The 25,453-nt window shown below is 53.8% G+C and carries 19 protein-coding genes, 1 pseudogene and 1 other annotated feature; of the genes and pseudogenes, 8 read left to right on the top strand and 12 right to left on the bottom strand.

Annotated elements, in window-relative coordinates; translation table 11 throughout:
* Nucleotides 1-361 precede the first annotated feature (361 nt).
* The 4 genes from ACO5R6_RS02190 to ACO5R6_RS02205 all read left to right on the top strand — a co-directional run bounded on the left by ACO5R6_RS02190 (nt 362) and on the right by ACO5R6_RS02205 (nt 4,367).
* Nucleotides 362-2,371, top strand: a complete 2,010-nt coding sequence (locus ACO5R6_RS02190) for a Cna B-type domain-containing protein (RefSeq protein WP_485625547.1) — start codon at nt 362-364, stop codon at nt 2,369-2,371.
* A 283-nt stretch (nt 2,372-2,654) separates the two neighbouring features.
* Nucleotides 2,655-3,242 (top strand): type IV toxin-antitoxin system AbiEi family antitoxin domain-containing protein, encoded by a 588-nt coding sequence (locus ACO5R6_RS02195; protein ID WP_485625548.1) that lies wholly within the window; start codon nt 2,655-2,657, stop codon nt 3,240-3,242.
* Between the two features lie 73 nt (nt 3,243-3,315).
* Nucleotides 3,316-3,882 (top strand): nucleotidyl transferase AbiEii/AbiGii toxin family protein, encoded by a 567-nt coding sequence (locus ACO5R6_RS02200; protein ID WP_485625549.1) that lies wholly within the window; start codon nt 3,316-3,318, stop codon nt 3,880-3,882.
* A 110-nt stretch (nt 3,883-3,992) separates the two neighbouring features.
* A complete protein-coding gene (locus ACO5R6_RS02205) occupies nt 3,993-4,367 on the top strand; it encodes a hypothetical protein (protein WP_485625550.1) in 375 nt (124 codons plus the stop codon).
* Nucleotides 4,368-4,497: 130 nt separating this feature from the next.
* On the opposite strand, the gene rpoC is transcribed toward ACO5R6_RS02205, so the two are convergent.
* The 9 genes from rpoC to rpmG form a co-directional block, all read right to left on the bottom strand.
* A complete protein-coding gene (gene rpoC, locus ACO5R6_RS02210) occupies nt 4,498-8,139 on the bottom strand; it encodes a DNA-directed RNA polymerase subunit beta' (RefSeq protein WP_485625551.1) in 3,642 nt (1,213 codons plus the stop codon).
* Nucleotides 8,140-8,158: 19 nt separating this feature from the next.
* Nucleotides 8,159-12,139: a DNA-directed RNA polymerase subunit beta gene (rpoB, locus tag ACO5R6_RS02215; RefSeq protein WP_485625552.1), complete on the bottom strand. Its 3,981-nt coding sequence runs from the start codon at nt 12,137-12,139 to the stop codon at nt 8,159-8,161.
* A gap of 311 nt (nt 12,140-12,450) precedes the next feature.
* Entirely contained in the window at nt 12,451-12,825 is a 375-nt protein-coding gene (rplL, locus tag ACO5R6_RS02220) for a 50S ribosomal protein L7/L12 (protein WP_485625553.1), read from the bottom strand.
* Between the two features lie 67 nt (nt 12,826-12,892).
* Nucleotides 12,893-13,510 carry a 50S ribosomal protein L10 gene (rplJ, locus tag ACO5R6_RS02225; protein ID WP_485625554.1) on the bottom strand — a complete coding sequence of 206 codons (618 nt, stop codon included), beginning with the start codon at nt 13,508-13,510 and terminating at the stop codon, nt 12,893-12,895.
* 50 nt (nt 13,511-13,560) lie between these two features.
* Nucleotides 13,561-13,709 (bottom strand) — a sequence feature (ribosomal protein L10 leader region).
* A gap of 29 nt (nt 13,710-13,738) precedes the next feature.
* Nucleotides 13,739-14,431 carry a 50S ribosomal protein L1 gene (rplA, locus tag ACO5R6_RS02230; protein ID WP_485625555.1) on the bottom strand — a complete coding sequence of 231 codons (693 nt, stop codon included), beginning with the start codon at nt 14,429-14,431 and terminating at the stop codon, nt 13,739-13,741.
* Between the two features lie 110 nt (nt 14,432-14,541).
* A complete protein-coding gene (gene rplK, locus ACO5R6_RS02235; protein ID WP_485625556.1) occupies nt 14,542-14,967 on the bottom strand; it encodes a 50S ribosomal protein L11 in 426 nt (141 codons plus the stop codon).
* Nucleotides 14,968-14,982: 15 nt separating this feature from the next.
* On the bottom strand, nt 14,983-15,516 hold the full coding sequence (gene nusG, locus ACO5R6_RS02240) for a transcription termination/antitermination protein NusG (protein WP_485625557.1): 534 nt from the start codon (nt 15,514-15,516) through the stop codon (nt 14,983-14,985).
* A 30-nt stretch (nt 15,517-15,546) separates the two neighbouring features.
* Complete coding sequence (secE, locus tag ACO5R6_RS02245; protein ID WP_485625558.1) at nt 15,547-15,753, bottom strand: preprotein translocase subunit SecE; 207 nt, start codon at nt 15,751-15,753, stop codon at nt 15,547-15,549.
* Between the two features lie 20 nt (nt 15,754-15,773).
* The gene (gene rpmG / locus ACO5R6_RS02250; protein ID WP_485625559.1) at nt 15,774-15,923 is read right to left on the bottom strand and encodes a 50S ribosomal protein L33; all 150 of its coding nucleotides are present in this window, start codon (nt 15,921-15,923) and stop codon (nt 15,774-15,776) included.
* A gap of 288 nt (nt 15,924-16,211) precedes the next feature.
* On the opposite strand from rpmG, the gene murC reads away from it, so the two are divergent.
* The 4 genes from murC to ACO5R6_RS02270 all read left to right on the top strand — a co-directional run bounded on the left by murC (nt 16,212) and on the right by ACO5R6_RS02270 (nt 21,123).
* Complete coding sequence (murC, locus tag ACO5R6_RS02255; protein WP_485625560.1) at nt 16,212-17,588, top strand: UDP-N-acetylmuramate--L-alanine ligase; 1,377 nt, start codon at nt 16,212-16,214, stop codon at nt 17,586-17,588.
* A gap of 215 nt (nt 17,589-17,803) precedes the next feature.
* Entirely contained in the window at nt 17,804-18,895 is a 1,092-nt protein-coding gene (locus ACO5R6_RS02260) for a DnaD domain protein (RefSeq protein ID WP_485625561.1), read from the top strand.
* A gap of 10 nt (nt 18,896-18,905) precedes the next feature.
* Complete coding sequence (locus tag ACO5R6_RS02265) at nt 18,906-19,928, top strand: ATP-binding protein (RefSeq protein ID WP_485625562.1); 1,023 nt, start codon at nt 18,906-18,908, stop codon at nt 19,926-19,928.
* Between the two features lie 10 nt (nt 19,929-19,938).
* Nucleotides 19,939-21,123, top strand: a complete 1,185-nt coding sequence (locus ACO5R6_RS02270; protein WP_485625563.1) for a ribose-phosphate pyrophosphokinase — start codon at nt 19,939-19,941, stop codon at nt 21,121-21,123.
* Between the two features lie 79 nt (nt 21,124-21,202).
* Here ACO5R6_RS02270 and ACO5R6_RS02275 read toward each other — a convergent pair.
* The 3 genes and pseudogenes from ACO5R6_RS02275 to ACO5R6_RS02285 form a co-directional block, all read right to left on the bottom strand.
* Nucleotides 21,203-22,375, bottom strand: a pseudogene (locus tag ACO5R6_RS02275) (UDP-N-acetylglucosamine 4,6-dehydratase family protein); the annotation flags it as partial.
* A 206-nt stretch (nt 22,376-22,581) separates the two neighbouring features.
* Nucleotides 22,582-22,743: a hypothetical protein gene (locus ACO5R6_RS02280; RefSeq protein WP_485625564.1), complete on the bottom strand. Its 162-nt coding sequence runs from the start codon at nt 22,741-22,743 to the stop codon at nt 22,582-22,584.
* Nucleotides 22,744-22,867: 124 nt separating this feature from the next.
* Nucleotides 22,868-25,447 carry a hypothetical protein gene (locus ACO5R6_RS02285; protein WP_485625565.1) on the bottom strand — a complete coding sequence of 860 codons (2,580 nt, stop codon included), beginning with the start codon at nt 25,445-25,447 and terminating at the stop codon, nt 22,868-22,870.
* Between the last annotated feature and the right edge of the window lie 6 nt (nt 25,448-25,453).

The raw sequence follows: 25,453 nt of genomic DNA on the forward strand, positions 1-25,453 counted from the left end.
TGCGGCTATCATTTGTCAAGTTCATTTCCCCTCAGTTCCAGGGTGCCGGGTCGTGCCGGGTCGTGGGTCGTGGTCGTCCCAGGGTCGTCCTCAGTTCCAGTGCAGTTCCAGGGTCGTAGTTTTTTCAAAGATATATTTCACAAGCAATGGAAAGCATGCTAGCTATATTACGGCAGAACATAGCCTTTCCAATATATTGGGACAGGATTGAGATCCATCGATGGTAAACTGGCTTTGACCAAAGCGGATTTTTAATTTGCGTACAATCTGAGAACAAATTGCGAATAAATTATGGATAAATTGTGTGCAAATGTAGTAGAGTATCTACCGTAATACTTGCCAACAAATAGGAGAAATGATTATGAAAAAAAGATGGTTTGGAATGATATTAGCTCTTTTTATGGTGCTGGGAATGTTATTGCAGGGAATCAGTATCCCTGTATTTGCGCATGAATTAAGCAATGTCATCACGGCTGCATCGATTACGGACACCGCTGGGAATCCTTTGACACAGCCAATTGGAGCATGGAAGGCCTTTCGGATTAACGCTAATTACAGTCTGCCCAATAACACAGTTCACGCCGGAGATACAACAACAATTACGCTTCCGGCAGGGATTGTTGCGGCATCACCATTCGATTTTCAAGTGAAAGATGGAAATGATGTCATTGCAACCGGGAAACTGATTGATGGTAATCCGACAAAAGTTCAATTGACATATACAAATTATGCTGAAAATCATTCAGATATCCATGGTAAATTTTACTTCAATGCACAGATCGATAACGCGGTTCATACAAATTCAGGAGACATTCCTGTCGATTTAAAAGTAGACGGCAAAACTGTTTCGGCAGGACCTGTTAAATACAAACCGGGGAAAGCTTCTTTACAATCCATTATCAAATCAGGCTGGATGTGGAGTCAGGATAAGACAGTTGGAATTTACCAAATAAAAGTCAATCAGGAGAATAAGGAGCTAATCAATGCCAAGATTACAGACACGCTTTTAGATAGCGGTGTATCTTATATTCCGGGAACTCTGGAAGTATTTCAGGGAAAGTGGGAGAAAACCCCTGCCGGCGACGATGTGAAAATGAACAATCCTGTCACAGTGACAAGCCAGTATACGGATAAAATTACATATCATGGGTCCGGTTTTACAATGAACATCGGCAATCTTCCGGCTGGAACAGGATTGTGGATTCGCTATCGTGTAAAAATAGCATATGAGCCGGTTCCCGGTGAAAAATTTAGAAATTCAGCAACTTTTACAAATGACTCCAGAGAATATACCCATAGTTCTGAGTACCAAATTATGGATGCAGGCGGCTCCGGAGAAGGGTACAAATTTGCAATTGAAATCAAGAAAACGGATTCCAATGGAAATCCATTAAAAAATGCCATCTTTGATATTATTCGTGTTCGCTCCGGAGCATCTGTAGGTCAAGTGACAACAGATATGAATGGACATGCAAAGATAGACGGATTATTGAAAGACGACTATCTGCTTCGTGAGATTGCGTCGCCTGCAGGATATGAAAAGGCCGATGACGTGGAGGTCTCAAGCAGGGATTTTGATCCGACAACAAAAACTGTAAGTAGGACCGTTGTTGATCAGCTGATAACCAGATCTGTTCAAGTCAGCAAGAAGTGGATTGGCAAGGAGAGTACTTCCGCGACCCTTCATCTCTATGCCGATAATGTAGATACCGGCAAGTCTGTGGAACTGAATGCAGAAAATCACTGGTCTTATACTTTTGAGAACTTAAGGCAGTTTAATGAAAATGGGGATGAAATCAAGTATACGGTTAAGGAAGATGAAATTGTTAATTATGAATCTAAGATAAGCGGCGACATGAAGGGCGGCTATACCGTTACGAACACCAACACAGAAAAAATCTCTGTCCCGGTTAAGAAGGTCTGGGTTGGAAGAGAGGCGAATTCTGCAAGCATCAAATTGTTGGCGGATGGTACAGAAAAAGGAAGCGTCACACTTACAAAGTCTGATCACTGGACGCATATCTTCTCGAATCTCCCTAAGTATGATGATCATGATGGACATGAAATCATTTACACTATAGAGGAGGTCAGGCTGGAAGGATATTCCACAAGCATTACCGGTGATCCCCAAAGCGGTTATACCGTCACGAATACAGAGGAGATACCCAATACACCGGATAAACCCGGTACGCCGTCAAAGAAGATCCCGACGCCGAGTGCACCAGTCAAGCCGAATTCATCACCAAAGACAGCAATTGCGCCAAAAACAGGGGACGCCTCCAATATCGCCTTCTTTGCCGGACTCTTCATACTTTCCGCTGCTCTTCTGGCAATCATTGAATCGAAGAATAAAGATCTGATACATGATTGACAAGGGGCATGAATCGCATATCAGGAGGGAAAATTAGAGTAAAAACAGTTAAGGAGCCGGGAGGACAGAGTGCGTCTTCCCGGCTTTTCCTCTTGTTTTCTCCTTTAGCCGATTGTAAATTTGTAAATGTGTCACTGCCGGACGCGATGATCCGGCAGCGTAACGTTTATTTCTTCTTGTCACTACATTTTCATATTTTCAATTATTTTCTGCAATTATTTTTATCTACCGAATCTAATTGAAATTCTTATTGGGATGATGTATACTCCGAAATAAGGAGGTGATGGTTGTGATCACGCTTGAGGAAAATCAGAAATACTACACGACCGGCGAGCTGAAAGACATGGGTTATTCTTACTATAAGATCGGCCAGATGGAAGAAAACGATCAGCTGCACCGCATCAACAGGACCACATACGAAAACCTCTCATATAAAGGCGATGAGAATGATTTTATTAACGTTGCTGCATATGTTCCGAATGGTGTGATCTGCCTGATGAGTGCCGCCCGATATTATGAGCTTACTAATTTCCTTCCGGATGTAGTCGATATCGCGATCAATCGGAAAAAGAAAGTCAGTACTCTTCCCAGCTGGCCGGAAATCAAGATATTCTATTTTGCCCCTTCCCGTATGGACACCGGTGTTACTGAGATTACTGAGGGCGGCGATTCCTTCCGCATCTTTAATATCGAAAAGACTGTCGTTGATATCATTTACTACCGTAACAAGATAGGAATCGAGGAAACGTTAGAGGTTCTACGCAATTATCTGAAAAGACAGGACCGGCAGATCGACCGGCTGTATACCTATGCCAAAATGCTGCGCTGCGAATCGATTGTAAGAACTTATCTGGAGGTGCTCGTTTCATGAATGCAGCTTCTGTAAAGGCAAAGCTGAAGAATTTCGCCGTAAGCTCCTTGCTTTTGACCTTGATTCCATTTCAGTGGAAGATATCACTGAATTTAAAGAGTATCATGGACTGCATATCTCGGCAGTCGCTTACCTGGACCGGACAAAGATTCCGATCGGAATTGATATCGGCTTTGGTGATGTGATTTATCCGGATGCCATAGAGATGGAATTTCCCGTGATCCTGGATATGGAAGCTCCTAAGGTGAAGGCTTATTCCCTGGAATCTTCGATTGCTGAGAAGCTGGAAGCAATCGTCAAAAACGGTTTCCTGAACAGCCGTTACAAAGATTTCTATGATATTTATGTGCTGTCACAAAAGTATTCATTCAGCTATGAAGAGCTGCGCAATGCCGTCAGGGAAACATTCACGAACCGAAAAACCCAAATGACTATGGACACAGCTGCATTCAGCGATGATTTCCTCCATGATCCTATGCATCAGACCAGGTGGAACTCGTTCCTGAAAAAGAAAAAGGCTTTGATTCAGGTTCCCATGAATGATGCAATGACTCGGATTAAAATGTTTGTCACACCACTCCTGACTCATGTATACGAACCAGTTATTGAATGGGATCCGCAAGATGGATACTGGAAATAAAAACACGGTCTGGTGGTGGAATTTGAAATTTCCTGCTCATTGTCGGACACAGATGGTACAATAGATATGGCGCTACTCCTCTATCACTGACGATCAGGGGACCTTCTTCCATGAATAAAAAAATTTTCTTGATGATTTGTATCAGTTTTATCTGTATTATTTTTATCTGCCTTATCTGCATCATAGCCATTCCGAGAAAACCAAAGGCAGATCCTGGCCAATTACAGTCTGGAACATACTTACTAAGAAGCAAGGGAATTATCCTATCAGTAGATAAAAAAAATAAATTGCTTCGTGTCTCCCCGCTCGATACAACCGATAGTTCTCTACTCCCCAAGGGTCAAACGGAACTTACCCTACAATATAATGAGGTGATACTGAATCGCCAGCAGCTAGAGCCTGGGAAGCATATCGAATTCGGTTATTTTCATACGTCGCTGGGTACTTATCCCTTGCGGGTATATCGTTTGGAAATTCTGTATTGAGGACCTTTCATCTTCTTGTCTTTCATAATTCAAAAGAGGGGCGGCCGGGAAATAAAAGTCATTTCCCGGCCGCCCCTCGGCTCATATCTTCTTATGAAATAAGGTCAGATGACTGACCTGCGCCAATGGCTCACTCGGCGTCAGCGCCAAGCAGCTCACTCTTGCTCTCGTCCGGGATCTCCTCCTCGGACTCCTCAGCCATATAGTCGCTGTTCAGGGGAACATCCGAATAGATTCTCATACCAGTTCCGGCAGGAATCAGCTTACCGATGATAACGTTCTCCTTGAGTCCGCGCAGTCCGTCGACCTTTCCCTTGATGGCTGCATCGGTCAGAACACGGGTCGTCTCCTGGAAGGAGGCGGCAGAAAGCCAGGAATCCGTTGCCAGAGCAGCCTTGGTGATACCAAGAAGTTCCTGGTCTCCGACGGCCGGATCCTTGCCCTCCTTCTCGAGTGCTTCGTTGGTGTCTACGAAATCAAGACGGTCAACGCGCTCACCCGGCAGGAAGTCGGACTGGCCCGGATCCTCGATCGTGATCTTCTTGAGCATCTGGCGAACGATCACCTCGATGTGCTTGTCGTTGATATCTACGCCCTGCAGCCGGTATACCCTCTGTACTTCCTGAAGCATATACTCCTGCAGCGACTTGACGCCCTTGATCTTGATGATGTCATGGGGATTGACAGACCCCTCGGTCAGAGGATCGCCGGCCTCCACTTCCTCACCGTCCATGACCTTGATCCTGGATCCGTAGGGAATCAGGTATTCCTTCTCCTCCCCGGTCTGCCGGTTGGAGATCAGAATCTCACGCTTTTTCTTGTCTTCCTTCATGGTCGCGATACCAGCGATCTCCGTGACAATCGCGACACCCTTGGGCTTGCGGGCCTCGAAGATCTCCTCAACACGGGGAAGACCCTGGGTGATATCGCCGCCGGCCACGCCGCCGGTGTGGAAGGTTCTCATGGTCAGCTGCGTACCGGGCTCACCGATGGACTGCGCCGCAATGATACCGATCGCCTCGCCTACCTGCACCGCCTGGCCGGTCGCCATATTGGCCCCGTAGCACTTGGCGCAGACCCCGTGATGGGTGCGGCAGGACAGGATCGTGCGGATCTTGACCTTGGCCTTGATATTGCCGGCAATGGGCTTGCCGTCCTCATCGACCCCGTTCTCACAGATCGCGTGGGCCCGGCGGGGCGTAATCATGTGGTTGGCCTTTACGATGACATTGCCGTCCAGATCCCGGATCTCGTTGACAGAGAAGCGGCCGGTGATCCGGTCTTCCAGACTCTCGATCTCCTCCTTTCCATCCATGAAGGCAGATACATACATGCCCGGGATCTCGCGGTCATGGCCGACATTGCAGTCTGCCTCCCGAACGATCATCTCCTGAGACACGTCGACCAGACGTCTGGTCAGGTAGCCGGAGTCCGCCGTGCGCAGAGCGGTATCGGACAGACCCTTGCGGGCTCCATGCGCGGAGATGAAGTACTCCAGTACGTCCAGTCCCTCACGGAAGTTGGACTTGATGGGCAGCTCGATCGCCCGGCCGGAGGTGTCGGCCATCAGGCCTCGCATACCGGCCAGCTGCTTGATCTGCTGATTGGAACCGCGGGCGCCGGAATCCGCCATCATGAAGATATTGTTGTACTGGTCCAGGCCGTCCAAAAGGGCGTCCGTCAGCTGCTTGTCCGTCTGCGTCCAGGTCTGGATCACTTCCTTGTAGCGCTCTTCGTCCGTGATCAGGCCCCGCTTGTAGTTGCGGGTGATCTTGGCGACCGTCTCTTCCGCCTGCTCAATCATCTCCGGCTTGGACTCGGGAATAGTCATGTCAGAGACGGAAACCGTCATTCCAGCCAGGGTGGAGTGCCTGTAACCCATCGCCTTGATGGAGTCAAGAACCTCCGCCGTCCGGGTCGCCCCGTGGGTATTGATGACCTTCTCTAAGATCTTCTTGAGCTGCTTCTTGCCGACCATGAAGTCGACTTCCAGCTGCAGGTAGTCATCGTCGGTCTTTCGATCGACGAAGCCCAGATCCTGGGGGAGGATCTCATTGAAGGCCAGCCGTCCCAGGGTGGTCTCTATCTCACCCGTGTGCTTGCGCCCGTCGGGCAGGTCTACCGTCCGCCGAACCCAGATCTTGGAGTGGTAGTTGATAATCTTGTTCTCAAAGGCCAGAAGCGCCTCATTCACACTTGAGAAATGTTTGCCCTGGCCCGGCGCTCCGTCGCGCTCCTGGGTCAGATAGTAGATTCCGAGGACCATATCCTGTGAGGGAACGGCCACGGGACCTCCATCTGAGGGTTTCAGGAGGTTATTGGGAGAGAGGAGCATGAAGCGGCACTCCGCCTGAGCCTCCTCGGTCAGGGGCAGGTGAATCGCCATCTGGTCTCCGTCGAAGTCGGCGTTGAAGGCGGTACATACCAGAGGATGCAGCTTGATCGCCTTGCCCTCGACCAGGATAGGCTCAAAGGCCTGAATTCCGAGTCTGTGGAGGGTAGGCGCCCGGTTCAGCATTACGGGGTGGTTGCGGATGACATCTTCCAGAACATCCCATACCTCATCCTGCTGCTGCTCGACCATCTTCTTGGCCGCCTTGATATTGCTTGCGGGTCCCTTCTGGACCAGGACCTTCATGACAAAGGGCTTGAAGAGCTCCAGGGCCATCTCCTTGGGCACGCCGCACTGGTAGATCTTGAGCTCCGGTCCGACGACGATAACAGAGCGGCCGGAATAGTCCACGCGCTTGCCCAGGAGATTCTGGCGGAAGCGTCCTGACTTTCCCTTGAGCATATCGGACAGGGACTTGAGCGCCCGATTGCCGGGGCCCGTTACGGGTCTTCCCCTTCGACCGTTGTCGATCAGGGCGTCCACCGCCTCCTGCAGCATCCGCTTCTCATTGCGGACGATAATGTCCGGAGCTCCCAGCTCGAGCAGACGGCGCAGGCGGTTGTTTCGATTGATGATTCTCCTGTAGAGGTCATTCAGGTCAGAGGTCGCGAAGCGCCCCCCGTCCAGCTGGACCATAGGCCGCAGATCCGGAGGAATGACAGGAACAACATTCAGAATCATCCAGGTGGGATCATTCCCGGACTCCAGGAAGGCATTCACGCACTCCAGCCTCTTTAAGGTATGAGCCCGTTTCTGCCCGGAGGCGGTCTCTAACTCCGCGGACAGAGCCTCTGACTCCTTGGCCAGGTCGATCTCGGACAAAAGCTGCTGGATGGCCTCGGCTCCCATGCCGGCCTTAAAGCCCTCGCCATACTTCTCCCTGGCCTCGGCATACTCATTCTCCGTCAGGACCTGCTTATAGAAGAGGTTGGAGTCCGCCGGATCCAGAACGATGTAGTTGGCAAAATAGAGGACACGCTCCAGGGTTCTCGGTGACAGGTCCAGCATCAGTCCCATGCGAGAGGGGATGCCCTTGAAGTACCAGATGTGTGATACCGGCGCAGCCAGCTCGATGTGGCCCATGCGCTCACGGCGGACCGAGGACTTGGTGACCTCGACCCCGCAGCGGTCACAGATCACGCCCTTGTAGCGGATCTTCTTGTATTTGCCGCAGTGGCACTCCCAGTCCTTGGTGGGACCAAAGATCTTCTCGCAGAAGAGTCCGTCCTTCTCAGGCTTTAAGGTCCTGTAATTGATTGTCTCCGGCTTCTTAACTTCGCCGCGAGACCACTCACGAATCTTCTCGGGAGAAGCCAGCCCAATCTTAATTGCGCTGAACTCTGCCGCTCTGTTCGTGGATTTCTTCATATCTTCAGGCATTTATGGGTCTCCCTTCTGCTCATTCTTCGTCGCCGAAGTTCTCCTCGACATCCCGGATGTCATCATCCATATCCTGATCCTCGGAGTCAACCAGTTCTTCGCTCTCCGCATCGAATTCCTGCTTGGTGAAGCCGTGCCGGCCGAAATTCTCGGCATTCTCGAAGGCCGCATACCTGGTGTCGTCAGATCCGTCAATCATGGCTTGGATCTCTTCACTGACAGCATCTGCGCTGCCCGGAGCCTCTGCCCTGTCTCCGGCCTCCCTGGCCTTGGCGCTTCGATCCTCCCTGGAGATAAGAGCATTGATGTTGGTATTGCCGTACTCCGTCGATTCCATCAGCTTCACTTCTCTGCCGTCATCGTCAAGGACCTTGACGTCAAGGGCAAGAGCCTGGAGCTCCTTGAGCATTACCTTGAAGGACTCCGGCGTGCCCGGCTCGGGGATATTCTCTCCCTTGATGATCGCCTCATAGGTCTTCACGCGGCCGACAACATCGTCGGACTTGACCGTCAGGATCTCCTGGAGGGTGTGGGCTGCGCCATAAGCCTCCAGCGCCCATACCTCCATCTCTCCGAATCTCTGGCCGCCGAACTGAGCCTTACCGCCCAGGGGCTGCTGTGTCACCAGAGAGTAGGGGCCCGTAGAGCGAGCATGGATCTTATCGTCTACCAGATGGTGCAGTTTTAGATAGTGCATGTGTCCGATGGTGGTCGGTCCGTCGAACGGCTGGCCGGTCCGCCCGTCGCGCAGCTGCACCTTGCCGTCTCTCTTAATGGGAACTCCCTTCCACACCGCTCTGTGGTCGCGATTCTCATAGAGATAGTCCATGGTCTTTTGGTCCAGGATCTCCTGATATTTGCTCTTGAAGTCCTCCCATGGCTCATTGACATAGTCGTTGGCCATCTCCAGGGTGTCTCCGATCTCTCTCTCGCTCGCTCCGTCGAAGACAGGGCTCTCAATATTGATCCCGAGCGCCTTGGCAGCCAGGCTCAGATGAATCTCCAGGACCTGGCCGATATTCATACGAGAGGGCACGCCCAGGGGATTCAAGACGATATCCAGGGGACGACCGTTGGGAAGGAAAGGCATATCCTCCACCGGAAGTACCCGGGAGACAACACCCTTATTTCCGTGACGGCCGGCCATTTTATCGCCGGGGCCGATCTTGCGCTTCTGGGCAATATAGATGCGAACCGCCTTGTTGACTCCGGGATTGAGCTCATCGCCGTTCTCTCTGGTGAAGATCTTGGCGTCTACGACAATACCGTACTCTCCGTGGGGAACCTTGAGCGAGGTGTCCCGGACCTCTCTGGCCTTCTCTCCGAAGATCGCGCGGAGGAGTTTCTCCTCGGCGGTCAGCTCCGTCTCGCCCTTGGGAGTGACCTTGCCCACCAAGATGTCACCGGACCGGACTTCCGCGCCGATGCGGATAATCCCGTTCTCATCCAGGTCCTTTAAGGCTTCGTCTCCGACGCCGGGAACATCTCTTGTGATCTCCTCCGGTCCCAGCTTGGTATCTCTGGACTCCGTCTCATACTCCTCGATGTGGATGGAGGTGTAGACGTCGTTCTCTACCAGATTTTCAGACAGGAGGACGGCATCCTCATAGTTATAACCCTCCCAGGTCATAAATCCGATCAGTGGATTCTTGCCAAGCGCCAGCTCTCCATGGGATGTGGAGGGGCCGTCGGCAATCACCTCGCCCGCCTCAACGCGGTCGCCCTTGAAGACAATGGGGCGCTGATTGTAGCAGTTGGACTGGTTGGACCGCTCGAACTTGGTCAGGAGATACTCGTCTCTCCCGCCGTCGTCCGTTTTGATGACAATGCGGTTGGACTCGGCCTTCTCAACCAGGCCGCCCGCCTTGGCCAGGACACAGACGCCGGAATCGACCGCTGTCTTGGGCTCCATGCCGGTGCCGACCACGGGCGTCTCCGTCGTGAGAAGGGGCACCGCCTGGCGCTGCATGTTGGATCCCATCAGAGCGCGGTTGGCGTCATCGTTCTGCAGGAAGGGGATCAGGGCCGTTGCGACAGAGAATACCATGCGGGGGGAGACATCCATATAGTCAATCAGCTCCCGGTCATAGGTCTGAGTCTCCTCATAGAAGCGGCCTGAGACCTGCTTGTGGAGGAAATGCCCCTCGGCATCTAAGGGCTCATTGGCCTGCGCTACGTGGTAATCATCTTCTTCATCGGCCGCCATGTAGACAACCTTTTCCGTAACCCGGGGATTCTTGGGGTCTGACTTGTCGATGACACGGTAGGGAGCCTCGATGAAGCCGTACTCGTTGATGCGGGCGTAGCACGCCAGGGAGTTGATCAGACCGATGTTGGGTCCCTCAGGAGTCTCAACCGGGCACATGCGGCCATAGTGGGTATAGTGAACGTCTCGAACCTCAAAGCCCGCCCGGTCTCTGGACAGACCGCCCGGTCCAAGGGCAGACAGACGCCTCTTGTGGGTCAGCTCTCCCAGAGGATTGTTCTGGTCCATGAACTGAGACAGCTGTGAGGATCCGAAGAACTCCTTGACAGCGGCCGTCACAGGCTTGATATTGATCAGGCTCTGCGGGCTGATGGTCTCGACATCCTGGGTGGACATGCGCTCTCTGACCACCCGCTCCATCCTGGATAAACCGATGCGGTACTGGTTCTGAAGCAGTTCTCCAACCGCGCGAATGCGGCGGTTGCCCAGATGGTCGATATCGTCATCGCTCCCGATCCCGTACTCCAGGTGCATGTTGTAGTTGATGGACGCGAAGATATCATCTCTTGTGATATGTCTGGGGATCAGGTCGTGCGCATCGCGCCGGATCGCCTCAAGCAGGTCCTCTCTGTCGGGATTCTCCCGGATCAGCTGCTCTAAGACAGGATAGTAGACCTTCTCATGGATCCCGTAGGCCCCTGGATCTTCCATGTCCACATGGGCAGTGATGTCCACCATCAGGTTGGACAGGACCTTCACATTGCGGGTCTCCGTCTGAATCCAGACATAGGGGACACCGGCATTCTGAATCCGGTTTGCCAGATCCCGGTCCACCGTGGTCCCGGCTGAGGCTAAGATCTCTCCGGTGGACTGGTCGACTACGTCCTCCGCCAGGATCCTGTTGCTGATGCGGTTGCACAGGGCAAGCTTCTTATTGAATTTATAGCGGCCGACCTTGGCCAGATCATAGCGTCTTGGATCGAAGAACATGCCCGTGATCAGGCTCTCCGCGGACTCAACCGTCAGAGGCTCTCCCGGGCGGATCTTCTTATAGAGTTCCAGGAGACCGCCCTCATAGGATCCCTGGGGCGCCTGTTCCGTAATCGAGCTGTCCTTCTCGAAGGAGGCGAGAATCTTGGGCTCCTCGCCGAACATGTCGATGATCTCCTGATTTCTGCCCAGACCCAGAGCCCGGAGGAGGACCGTGATGGGTACTTTACGGGTCCTGTCCACGCGGACATAGAAGATATCGTTCGAGTCAGTCTCGTACTCAAGCCAGGCGCCCCGATTCGGGATGACCGTCGTCGTGAAGAGCTCCTTGCCGATCTTATCGTGGTCGATCCCGTAATAGATACCGGGAGAGCGGACCAGCTGAGACACGATGACGCGCTCTGCGCCGTTGATAACAAAGGTGCCGGTCTCTGTCATCAGGGGGAGGTCGCCCATGAAGATCTCATGCTCATTGATCTCATCCGTCTCTTTATTATAGAGACGGACCTTGACCTTGAGAGGGGCAGAGTATGTGGCATCTCTGGCCTTGCACTCGGGGATGGTGTATTTGATCTCATCTGTACACAGACGGAAGCCCACGAACTCCAAGCTCAAGTGGCCGCTGAAATCCGCGATCGGGGAGATGTCATCGAACGCTTCCTTCATGCCCTCATCGAGAAACCACTTGTATGAATCCCTCTGAACCGCAATGAAATTGGGCATCTCGAGGACTTCCTTAGAGCGTTTGTAGCTCATGCGGACTCCCTTGCCGGATTTCACCAGATGTACTCTGTTCTTCTCCATTGACGTTTCACCTCTCGTTCAATCTTCGCATCCCGCAGAACACCGCAGAAAGCTGCTGTGATAGGTTACTGCAAAAGGGCGCAATATGCCTATTGCGCCACAATAGTGCAACTTACATACTACTACGATTTGTCGAGGACTGTCAAGCCGCAAATTGCCGCCGCCTGCCGGGGCACTTCCCGCCCTTCCGACATGAAAAGCCGACCCCCGCGCCCGCGCACATGCAGTCAGATGCAAGTGCGAAGACACAGGGGTCGGCCTGTCTTATTTGATCGTCTCCCGCCGGAGACCGGAAAGCAAAAGAGCTCTGATTACTTAAGAGTAACGGTAGCGCCCTCTGCCTCAAACTTAGCCTTGAGTTCCTCAGCCTCTTCCTTGGAAGCGCCCTCCTTGAGCACCTTAGGAGCTGCCTCAACAGCCTCCTTAGCCTCCTTGAGGCCAAGACCCAGAGCATCACGAACGACCTTGATCACCTTGATCTTGTTTGCGCCGATGGAAGTCAGCTCTACGTCGAACTCCGTCTTCTCCTCCTCAGCTGCACCGCCTGCGCCGGCTGCCGCTACAACGACGCCTGCTGCCGCAGATACGCCGAACTCTTCCTCACAAGCCTTGACAAGATCATTGAGCTCAAGAACAGAAAGCTCCTTGATTGCCTCGATAAACTCTTCCGTCGTCAACTTAGCCATTTTTATTTCCTCCATATCAATTAGAATGTCACCGCTACCGGTTCCTTACATACACAAAAATGTGCAATTACTCTGCTGACTCTTCTGCAGGGGCTGCTGCCTCAGCGGGCTCTGCTCCTGCCTCAGCGGACTCTGCTCCTGCCTCAGCGGTCTTTGCTCCTGCCTCGGCAGGCTCTGCTTCCGTTGCCTCGGCAACTGCCTCTCCGCCCTTCTCCGCGATCTGGTTGAGAACGCGGGCCAGGTTGGTGATGGGAGCCTGGAAGCTTCCAAGCAGTCTGGAGATCAGCTCGTCTCTTGAAGGCACGGATGCGATCGCCTGGATCTCGTTGGCGTCGCAGAACTTGCCCTCAACAACACCCGCCTTGAGCTCCAGCTCGGGAGCCGTCTTGGCGAACTTGGACAAGATCCGCGCAGCGGCCGTTGCATCATCCTTAGAGATTGCAATCGCGTTCGGTCCCTCAAGGACATCTGCCAGGTCCGCATATACGGTATCCTTGATTGCGAATCTGACCATGGTGTTCTTGTAGACCTTGTAGATCACGCCGGCTTCTCTCAGGCTCTTGCGCAGCTCAGTGTCTTCAGCAACCGTCAATCCGCGGTAATCAACCACAACAACAGAAGCGGCGTCCTGTATGCTGTCAGCGATTTCCTGGATGATCGGCTGCTTTAACTCTACTTTTGCCATGTTTTGGTTTCCTCCTTATTAGATTTCGACTTGCGACATAAACCGAACATTGAGGAATGAAAAAACCTCACTGTCCAAAGACAGTGAGGAACATAATCACACGTATCACAGACCGGCTGTGTCCGCTGTCCTCCTCGGCAGGTTGATCTACGTTGCGCCTTGCGGCACCTGCTGTCTTCGGTAAAGATGCTTACGCATTATAACTGGAATTGTATGGGATGTCAATCTTTAAGCGAACTGGGTCGGATTGACCTTGACACCCGCGCCCATGGTAGGCGCGAGCGTTACGCTCTTTAAGTACTGGCCCTTCAGGCTTGAAGGTCTTGCCTTGACGATTGCATCCATTAAGCTCTGGAAGTTGTCCGCTAACTGCTCATCGGTGAAGGAAGCCTTACCGATCGGCGCGTGAATAATATTGGCCTTATCAAGGCGGTACTCAATCTTACCGGCCTTGATATCATTGACTGCCTTGGTGACATCCATCGTTACGGTGCCGGCCTTGGGGTTCGGCATTAAGCCCTTAGGGCCGAGGACACGGCCGAGACGTCCTACGACGCCCATCATGTCCGGGGTTGCTACAACGACATCAAAGTCAAGCCAGCCCTCGTTCTGGATTCTGGGGAGCAGGTCCTCAGCTCCGACGAAATCCGCTCCGGCAGCTGTAGCCTCCGCCGCCTTGTCACCCTTGGCAAAAACCAGGACGCGGACCGTTCTGCCGGTTCCGTGGGGGAGCACTACCGCTCCGCGAATCTGCTGCTCTGCGTGACGGCCGTCACAACCGGTGCGGATGTGAACCTCAATGGTCTCATCGAACTTCGCAGTCGCATTCTTCTTGACCTGGCTGATTGCCTCTGCCTTATCAAGTTCTACCGTCTTGTCGTAGCCCTTGACGATGTCCTGGTATCTCTTACCTCTCTTCATGATTACCTCCTGTGGTAGTAGCGGGAGAAGATCCCCTCCCACAAATTCTCTTGCGAAACAGCAAACCGCTTTCCTTCAATCTGCTGTCATAGGGTCATTCGTCAGACCGATCAGTCAACCACCTCAACGCCCATGCTGTGCGCCGTGCCTGCGATCATAGACATGGCGGCTTCCACATCAGCTGCATTCAGATCCGGCAGCTTGGTCTCGGCGATCTCCCGGACCTGCGCCTTCGTGATCTTGGCGACCTTGTTCTTATTGGGCGCGCCGGAAGCCTTCGCGATGCCACACGCTTTCTTGATCATAACTGCAGCCGGCGGAGTCTTGGTGATAAATGAGAAACTCCTGTCCGTGTAGACAGTAATCACAACGGGGACGATGGTATCTCCCATGTTCGCTGTCTTAGCATTGAACTGCTTGGTGAACTCTACAATGTTCACTCCGTGCTGACCAAGCGCAGGGCCGACAGGGGGGGCAGGGGTTGCCTTGCCTGCGGGGATCTGCAGCTTGATGTATCCTTCAATTTTCTTTGCCATTTTGGAAATGCCTCCTTAATTCAATTTCTGCACGTCCGTGAAACTGATCTCAACCGGTGTCTCACGGCCGAAGAGTTCCACATTGATTGTGAGACTCTGTTTATTGGGGTTCATCGCCTGAACGACGCCGACGGTATCCTTCCAGGCGCCTCCGATCACGCTGACCGTATCGCCAACGCCGAAGTCAACCTCAATATTCTCGGTATGAATTCCCAGCTTGCTCATCTCTTTCTCTGTCAGAGGGACAGGATCGGATCCGGGACCGACGAAACCGGTCGCACCTCTGGTGTTGCGTACAACATACCAGGTATCGTCATTCATATACATGTTGATCAGAACGTAGCCGGGAAAAACCTTCTTGGAGACGGTCTTTCGCACGCCGTTCTTCACTTCAACAACGTCCTGCATGGGGACCATGACTTCCAGGATCTGATCTTGCAGATGACGGTTTTCAACCGTCTTCTCAATATCCGCCTTGACCTTGTTCTCGTACCCTGAATAGGTGTGTGCCACATACCAGTGTGGTTCCGTATCGTGCCGCGTTGCCAATGCTCTCCTCCTTGCACAGTCTTTCGACTATTACTTCAGATTGAAATTCACCAGGAAATTGAGTCCGTAGTGAACAAGGAGATCAACTACCACGATGATCGCAGCAGTGATAACGCTTGTCACAACGACCGCTACCGATTCTCTGGACACCTGGTTGATTGTGGGCCAGGTGATCTTGGAAAATTCATGCTTGATTCCTGTCCAAAAACCGATCTTGGACTTTGCTTCATTTGCCATAGCGCTTCTCCTAGCTGAGATTATTTCGTCTCTTTATGCAGAGTGTGTCTCTTGCAGAAGGGGCAATACTTCTTGGTCTCAACACGCTCAGGATGGTTCTGCTTATCCTTGGTCGTGTTGTAGTTACGTCTCTGGCATTCGGTGCATGCCAATGTTATTCTTGTGCGCACAACTTCTACCTCCAATTTCATTAAGAGTATGCTGTCGCGTCAATCCCTCATTCCCTCCCGGGCGGAAAGTACCCGAAATTAGGCATAAAAAAAAGACGCTCTTCCATCGCCAAATTAATATAGCACGGAGAGATATTTACGTCAATCTATTTTCCGCAATCCCCGCCCAATCCCCGCTCATATATCCGCGGATCACCTTCCCGCATCCCGTGAATGGAAAAAGAGGTGAAAAAAGAACCGCTTCGTATATAATAGTTACCATCAAGTCATGCAGAGAAGAGGTAGCTTATGTTTCAGATCGATTTTAAGAAACCGATACACGTTCACTTCATCGGGATCGGCGGGATCAGCATGAGTGGTCTGGCTGAGATCCTCCTGGACCGCCACTTCACCGTGTCCGGCTCCGACCGATCTCTCTCCTCGATCACAGACCATCTGGCTCAGATCGGGGCCCGCATCGCCTGTCCCCAGTCCGCGGACAATGTCACGGATGACGTCGACTGCTTCGTCTACACGGCTGCCATCTCCCAAGATAATCCGGAATGGCTTGCCGCCAAGGCCACGGGAAAGCCCATGCTGACCCGGGCGCAGCTCTTGGGACAGATCATGCGTCACTACTCCGAATCCATCGCCATTGCCGGCACGCACGGGAAGACCACAACCACCTCCATGATCTCCATGCTCCTCTTAGAGTCCGCGCAAAAGCCGACCATATCCGTCGGCGGCTTCCTGGACGCCATCCACTCTAATGTTCATGTGGGAGACTCCGACCGCTTCGTCGCCGAGGCCTGTGAGTATACCAACTCCTTCCTGGAATTCTATCCCAAGTACAGCATCATCCTCAATATCGAGGCCGAGCACTTAGACTTCTTCAAGGATCTGGACGATATCCGCCACTCCTTCAAGCAGTTCGCCGAGCACACTGCCGCTGACGGCCTTCTGGTGATCAATGGAGAAATTCCTGACCGGCAAGCCCTGGTCTCTGAGGTCAGATCTGAGGTAGAGACCTACGGTTTCTCCGATACCGATGACTGGCACCCCGGTCAGATCTCCTACGATTCGCTCGGCTGTGCCTGCTTTGTCCCCTACTACCGCGGCCGGGCTCTTCCCCCGATTCAGCTGCATGTTCCCGGCCGTCACAATATCGGCAACGCCCTCGCAGTCCTTGCCGTGGCCCATCGGATGGGATTGAGCGAGGATGAAATCCGCCAGGGCTTTGCCGCCTTCCACGGGGCGGACCGCCGCTTCCAGTATAAGGGGCGGTTTCACGGGGCAACCATCATCGATGACTACGCCCACCATCCCACAGAGATCCGCGCTTCTCTGGCCGCCGCCAAGAACTATCCCCACAAGCGGATCGTCGTCGTCTTCCAGCCCCACACCTATACCAGGACCAAGGCTTTTCTGGAGGATTTTGCCCAGGCCCTGTCCTCCGCGGACCGGGTTATCTTGGCCGATATCTATGCCGCCAGAGAGAAGGACATCTATGGGGTCAGCTCCCTGGATATCAAGAAACGGCTGGATGCCGCCGGAGTCGACTGCCTTTATTTCCCCTCCTTCGAGGAGATTGAAAATTATTTACGAAAAAATTCTGTCGACGGTGACCTGTTGATAACCATGGGGGCCGGAAATGTCGTGCAGATCGGAGAAGACCTGCTCAAGTAAGACTTATCCACAGACTCCACACCCGGCTGACGGAACTTGTCCACAGGCGAGTGTGGATTTTTTATGCTGTAATATGGCCTGTCCCGAGGCTTATCCACAGTATGCACAAGTCCGTCTCTTGCCCCCGGGCAGGGACTTTGCGGCTTTTTTAGCTCCCTGCTCTGTGATATAATCGCAGGCGTGTTTGTATGAGCGGACGATGGGGAAGTTATCTTATGTCAGATGTGAAGATTCATATGAGCGAGGGCAGGCAGGTAACCTGTGTCCCGAACGCATTTATTGATTCCTATATGAAGGACGCCAACGGAGAATTTGTCAAAGTCTATCTCTACCTCCTCCGCTGCCTGGAGGACCGTCATATGGATCTGTCTGTTCCAAGCATTGCAGACCATCTGAACCTGACCGAGAAGGATGTGCGCCGGGCGCTCTCTTACTGGGAGTCTGTCCGGATTCTGCGTCAGGAGTACAATGACCGGGACCAGCTGACCGGAATCTGCATGATCAATCTGCAGGATCGGCAGGGGACCCCCGGCAGTGAGGATCGCCTCAACGCAGATTCCTCGGACACCGTCCCTGGCGCCCCTGCCTATCCCGACATCAATGACCGCCCCGGCTACAGTCCTGAGCAGATCAATGCCTTCTCCTCTGACGAGAGCGTCTGCGAACTGCTCTATGTCGCCCAGACCTATTTTGGACGGCCCCTGACCCACAAGGAGATAGAGACCATCCTCTATTGGAAGGACAGCCTCCACTTCTCCTCCGAATTGGTTGAGTACTTAATTGAATACTGCATCGACAACGACCACGCTTCCATCTACTATATGGATCGGGTTGCCCTCTCCTGGGCAGACCAAAAGATCTGCCGTCCGGAAGATGCCAAGCAGGCCAACGAGGCCCGGTCTTCCGTCTACCGCACCATCATGCGGGAGTTCGGCATCAAGAACCGGTCCCTGGCCGCCGGTGAACAGGAGCACTTGAATCACTGGATCAACGACCTCAAATTCAGCGAGGAGATTATCGCGGAGGCCTGCCGCCGGACCATTGCCAATATCTCCAGGCCCAGCTTTGAATACGCCAACAGCATCTTGAACAGCTGGTACCGCCAGGGGGTGACCAGCCGCGCCGATATCACGCAGCTGGATGCCCTGCATGCGCAGAAGCAGAAGACAGACGCTGACAAGAAGGCCTCCGGACAGATGCAGGCGGCGAAAGCGCAGGCGACGGCCAACCAAAAGAACCGTTTCCACAACTTCACCCCGGGGGAGTACGATATCGACGCCCTGAAGAAGGTTCTGTTTAAAAACTAAGGAAAAAGCCATGGCATTGACCAATACGCAATATGACCAGCTGATGCGGACATACCAGCAGAAGCAGTTCCGAAATCAGCACATCCTGGAGGAGCGGATCAAAGCGCTCTATGAGAAGGTTCCCGTCTTAGAAGAGCTGGACGAGCAGATTCGATCTGTCAGTATGCAGGCTGCCCGCAGCAGAATCGCGGGATCAGGCGCCGCTTTCTCTCCCTCCGGGTCCGCTATGGAGGCAGACCTGCACGGGCAAATCGAGGAGCTCCGCAGGCAGAAGGATATGGCCATCCGCGCAGCCGGCTTCGACCCGGACGCCCTCCTGCCTCCCTATGACTGTCCTGACTGCAGGGATACCGGCTATATCGGCGGCAAGCGCTGTCACTGCCTCATCCAGGCGTCCATTGACTTAATCTACGCCCAGTCCCACTTGACAGACCGGATCAGGGAGGAGAACTTCGATCACTTCCGTCTCGACTACTACTCTAAGGACAAAATCAATCCTGATTCCGGTAAATCTTCCTACGAGACGGCCAAAGAGGCACTTGCTTTCTGCCGCTCTTATGTGGATAATTTTGCGAGGGACGGGGGCAACCTGATATTGATCGGCCCCCCCGGTGTGGGAAAGACCTTCCTGACCAACTGCATCGCCAATGCACTCATGCCAAGATCCCACTCGGTGATTTACTTCACCGCCTTCCAACTGCTCAAGACCTTCGAGGATGCCGCCTTCAAGCGCGATGAGGCGGCCTCCAGGGAATTTGACAACATCTTTAATTGCGACCTCCTGATCATCGATGATCTGGGCGCAGAGATGAACAATTCCTTCACGGATTCCAAGTTCTTCGAGCTGATCAACGAGCGCCTTCTGCGGAAGAAATCCACAGTGATCTCTTCCAATTTGGACATGGGCCAGCTGCGGGATATATACTCAGACCGAACCTACTCCCGTCTGGCCAGCAATTACTCTTTTCTTCGGCTCTATGGACAGGATATTCGCGTCCTCAAACAAATCGAGCAAGCACAAACCCCACAATAAGGAGGCAAATATGCCAAACGACAAGCTGTTACTGGAGAGCAACCCGATTGCGCCCCTCGGTGTCATCCCCCTCAAGAGCTGCACCGACATCGGCGAGCGAATCAACCGCTGGCTCGTGACCTGGCGCAAGGAGCGCGACTCGGAGCGGGCCAACAGCAATGAGGAGCCCGTCTACACGGAGGGTTCCTACATTGTAAAGGCGCACACGCCCCGCTTCGGTTCCGGCGAGGCCAAGGGCACGATTGATCAGTCTGTCCGCGGCCTGGATCTCTACATCATGGTCGACGTGACCAACCACAGCCTGACCTATGATATGTGCGGCGAGGCCAACCACATGTCCCCCGATGACCACTATGCGGACCTAAAGCGAATCATCGCCGCTGTCGAGGGGAAGGCGCACCGCATCACCGTCATCATGCCCTTCCTCTATGAGGGCAGGCAGCACCGCCGTTCCTCCAGGGAGTCCTTAGACTGCGCCCTCGCCCTGCAAGAGCTTGTGTCCATGGGGGTCGACAACATCATCACCTTCGACGCGCATGATCCCAGGGTCCAGAACGCGATTCCCCTGCACGGATTCGACACGGTGACCTGTGCCTACCAGTTCATCAAGGGCATCTGCCACGCCTGCGATGATCTCAAGCTGGACAATGACCACCTGATGATCATCTCTCCGGACGAGGGCGGTACCCAGCGCGCCGTCTATATCGCCTCGATTCTGGGGGTTGAGATGGGTATGTTCTATAAGCGGCGCGACTACTCCAAGATCGTTGACGGCCGAAACCCCATCGTAGCGCACGAGTTCCTGGGCGCTCCCGTCAGGGGCAAGGATGTCTGGATCGTCGATGACATGATCGCCTCCGGCGAGTCCATGATTGACGTTGCCACCGAGCTCAAGAGCCGCGGAGCCAACCGGATCTTCGTCATTGCCACCTTCGGTCTGTTCACCAAGGGCATGGCCGGTTTCGACAAGGCCATCGAGGACGGCATCATCTATAAGGTCGTGACCTCCAACCTGGTCTACCAGAGTGAGGATCTGCTCAACCGTGACTATTACATCAGCTGTGGCATGAGCAAGTACATCGCCTATATCATCGACACCTTAAATCACGACAACTCCATCGCAAAGCTTCTGGATCCCTATGATCGGATTCAGCGACTGGTAAGCAAATACAAGGAGGAGCACAAAGAAGTATAATCCCCTGTTCTAAGCGAACCAGGCAAAATTTTCTTACGATAAGCACAGATGTATATTTGTCTACAGTCTGAGAGCTCCCCTAGAGGGAGCTCTTCTTTGGATGAAAGGAGGGCAGGATCCGCTCAAGCTCGGCCCGGATATCCTCCGCATTCTCTTCGGCCATGACCTGCAGGCGCTTTAGATCGGTCAGAAACTGCGCCGGATCGAACCTGGCGGGAGACCAGATGTGGATCAGGTCTTTGCCGGTCTTGCGAAGCCCCTCCTCCTCCATCAGTTTCTCCTCATAGAGCTTCTCACCCGGCCGGAGTCCGGTGTACTCCACCTTGATGTCCACATCCGGCCGGTATCCCGCCAGACGGATCAGTTTTCTGGCCAGCCGGTCAACCTTGACGGGGCTTCCCATGTCAAGGACAAGGATCTCTCCCCCTCTGGCATAGACCCCCGCCTGCAGGACCAGGCTGACCGCCTCCGGGATGATCATGAAGTAGCGGATGACGTCCGGATGCGTCACGGTGACCGGACCTCCCCGGGCAATCTGACGCTTGAAGATGGGGACGACCGAGCCGTTGCTCCCCAGGACATTGCCGAACCGGACCGCGGCATAATCAGTCCTCGCCTCCTTGGCCTTTCGGCTCAGGATGCGGATCTCGTCCTCCCCCAACCGGTCCCGGACCAGGTCCAGCATCCGGTCCGCCGTATCTTCTTTGATCATCCGGTCGAAGGCTTGGATCACCATCTCGCAGAGCCGCTTGGAGGCCCCCATGATATTGGTCGGATTGACCGCCTTATCCGTGGAGATCAGGACGAACTTCTCTGTCCCAAAGAGCATGGCTGCCAGGGCCGTCTTGTAAGTCCCGAGCACATTGTTCTTGATCGCCTCGCAGGGGCTGTCCTCCATGAGCGGAACATGCTTGTGAGCCGCCGCATGGTAGATGATGTCCGGCTCATATCTGCAAAAGACATCCAGCATTTTCAGGCTGTCTCTGACTGACCCGATCAGGGTCACCAGGTCTAGTCCGGGATACCGGTCCTTTAGTTCCAGCTGTATGTCATAGGCATTGTTCTCGTAGATGTCAAATATGATCAGCCGCCTCGGCTTATGGCCCGCAATCTGCCGACAGAGCTCTGAGCCGATGGACCCGCCCCCTCCGGTCACCAGGACGGTCTTTCCCCGAATGAAGTCAAATACCTCGCTCAAGTCTGTCCGAATGGGACTTCGGCCCAGGAGGTCCTCTTCTGAGATATGCTCTAGCCTGTCAGCCATAGGGGAGATCCGAGCCTCCTCTGTTCGATTCCTGTTCATACGCCCCTTCTTCATCTCCTCGTGTAGCCCTAAGTATACGTGTTCCCTCCTTCCCCCTCAAGCGATCGGATCAATCCTCTGTCTCCGGTGCAGAGGGCCCCGGCTGTCTTTTCCGACAGCCGGGGCCCTCTCCTGGGCGGATGCAGTTCTTGCCGTCACTTGCGCATGACTTCATGTCCCTTGCCGAATCCATGCGGAAAGAGAATCCGGTAGCAGGCCAGGCCAAAAGCCAAAAGCCCTACGATGTAGATGGCCCCAAGTACGAGCAGAAGAAAGACATCCAGGATCTGGATCATCAGAGACGATAGGTATAACATACTAGCCTCCCTTCTCCACAAGACAAGTCTTCTTATGCCAAACATAACGCGAACCGGAACAGATGACAAGCCTCAAGAATCACCAAAAAAACGGCTGATTTTTGTCCATTTCCCCGGACGGGTCCTACTTGGCCTCCACATAGGAGATGAATACATTGCCGGCGGCCTCCAGCTGCTTGCGGATCGAATCCATTCCGACCGAGATCACATTGCCCGTTCCCGGCCGGATATAGCGAATGGTATCTGCCGAGTAGCCAACGATGAGAACGGTGTCACCCCCGGGCAGGAGGGCATAGACCGGGCTTCCATTGGACACATAGTAGAGTACCTGCGAGAGTTGGGCTCCGGTCAGATTGACCGCAAGGAAGCCCTCCAGATTCTCATTGAGGATCTGGACCGGGCTCTTGCCCCGGGCGGCCAAAGCGGATACCTCGGTCGGCCTCTTCTCCCGCATGAGGATGGCAGACAGGGCCCGGACCGAAGAATCCGCCCCCCGATCGGCCTCATGGATGGCGCCAAAGCCGCTCAGAGCACCGACATAGGCCCTCTTATCCCTGCGCCATATGTAGTGGAGTTTACTGTCCACCACAAGTCCCATATCCGCATCGGCCCGTTCAATTGCGTCAACGACACGGTCTGTGGTCAGGTCCACCCGGCTCCCCTGGTAGACAAAGTAGTAGGTCTCCCCGTCGCTGGGGTCTGCCTGCACAATCGCCTTCTTGGAGGCCGGCAGGAGACCGGCTTCCCGGTACTTGATTTCACCGGTCTGCTTCCGGTTCTTTTTATCCTGCTTCGGATCCACCAACTGAACCGTCGTCACGGTTCCCAGACTTGGGTCTTCCTCAGCCCGAACCTCCGCTGCATCCGCCTTCTTACTGAGACTGTTTGTAATGGTGTCGGAATCTGCCGCCGTATAGTGGTCATTCTCCCTTCTGACCCTGCGCATGAGCAGGTTTGTGCCCCTGCGGACACCGTCCACAACGAAGAATCCGTCCTTCTGATAGCTAAGAAGCTCCTTGTCCTCCCGGATGTTTCGGATGACGACCCGATACATGGGGCTTGTCACATTCCCCGCAGGGTCTTCGGCCCGATCCTCCGGCCGGATGATTCCATAGGCCAGGTCCTCGTCCATGAAGGCGAGCGGCCGGATCTTCTGCCCCTGAGGCGCATCCAGATCCTGCCGGTCTCCGGTCTCAAGGTCCATGATATGAATCCGGTCGGACGGCTCCCTGGCATCCGTATAGGCCAGATAGCGGCCGGACTGCGACACCTGGTACTGGCCCATTTTCACATCCCGCAGCAGTTCCTCTGTCTTGCCCTGCTTCAGGTGGATCTTCATCACTGTGCCGCCCATCATCAGGTAGAATTCCTGCCTCCCGTTCATGTAGAGGAGGTCTGAGAAAGAGGCCCTCAGAATCTGATAGGACTTGCTGCTTCTTACAAATGCCCTCTCTTGGGTCTGTCCTGTCACTGAGTCGTAATGGTAGAGGTTAATGCCGACCTGGCCCTCGTGAGCGCCGGCATTCATGTATCCATAGACGACAAAGTCCATGGTTCCCGCCTCATCCACATTGAGCAGCTTGATTTCGTGTTCCGCGTGATTTCCACGGGGATCCGTCAGATTCGAGTCATCCCGGAAGGAGAAGACCCGCTTGAGACTCTCCTTCTCCTGGTCGTACTCAAAGAGATCCCCTCCGGACACAAAGCAAATCAGGGTCCCGGTCTCATTGGCCAGGTAGTTGAGGCTCGCGTTTCCCTGACCCAGATTCAGCTTAGCGTCCGTCACGCTGATATTTCCCGGCGTCTGGATCGGCTCCATCCGCCTCTGATAGTCCATCAGATCCATGCGCTTGGACTTGTAGCGAATTCGGAAATACTCCCGGACATCAAAGTAGCGGCTCACCCCCTCATCCTCTTTCTTTAAAATGAAATGGCTCTCCAGCATACTGTAGTTGGCGTTGACATCTGTGAAAGAGAACTCCGTCTCTCCCAGCCGGCCGGCTTTCAGCGAGCCGTAACCGATCTGACTGATTCCCGAGTCCAGGTTCACATCCGAAAGGTCTGCCGAGCTGACCGCCTTGCCGGGATCATTTAAGTAGACGGCCAGGTCTGTGTACCGGTCCGTCAGGCTCTTTTCCTGAAAATCCCCGGCGAAATCCAGGATCTCCCGCACATGGTCCGTCTTCGACTTGAGGACACGGGTGTAGTAGCAGATCTTCTCATTGGACCCGCTCAGTTCCAGAGTCAGTACCAGTAAGTACTCTGTCTCTTCTTCCAGCCTCCCGGACAGGTCGACCGTCGCCGACAGGCCGTTTGCCCCGGACTCCAGGTCGGCCGGCCCGTCCGCCAGCTGTCTCTGTCCATCCCCGGACCGGAGCTCATAGCCCAGGCTCTTGACCGTCCTCCCATAGCTCTCAATGGCAAGCCGGAGCCGATCACTGTCCGTCAGGGGCGTGATCGTCCCCCGCATATAACTTCCGTCCATGGCAGTCGTATAGCCATAGAGACGGTTGATCTGCCGTCCCCCGAATTCCACTGTGATCCCGGGCAGTTTGGGTCCTGCCATGGGAGCCGCCTTTGACCTCTTGTGAAAATTAAAGAGGAAGAAGAAAAAGAGCAGAGAAGAGAGAAAGACCAGGCCCAGAATGGTCAAGCGCTTGCGCAATTCCGGGCTCAGTCTCTTTTCTCGAAATCGAAGTTTCATATGATG

This window comes from Shuttleworthella sp., from assembly GCF_057251025.1.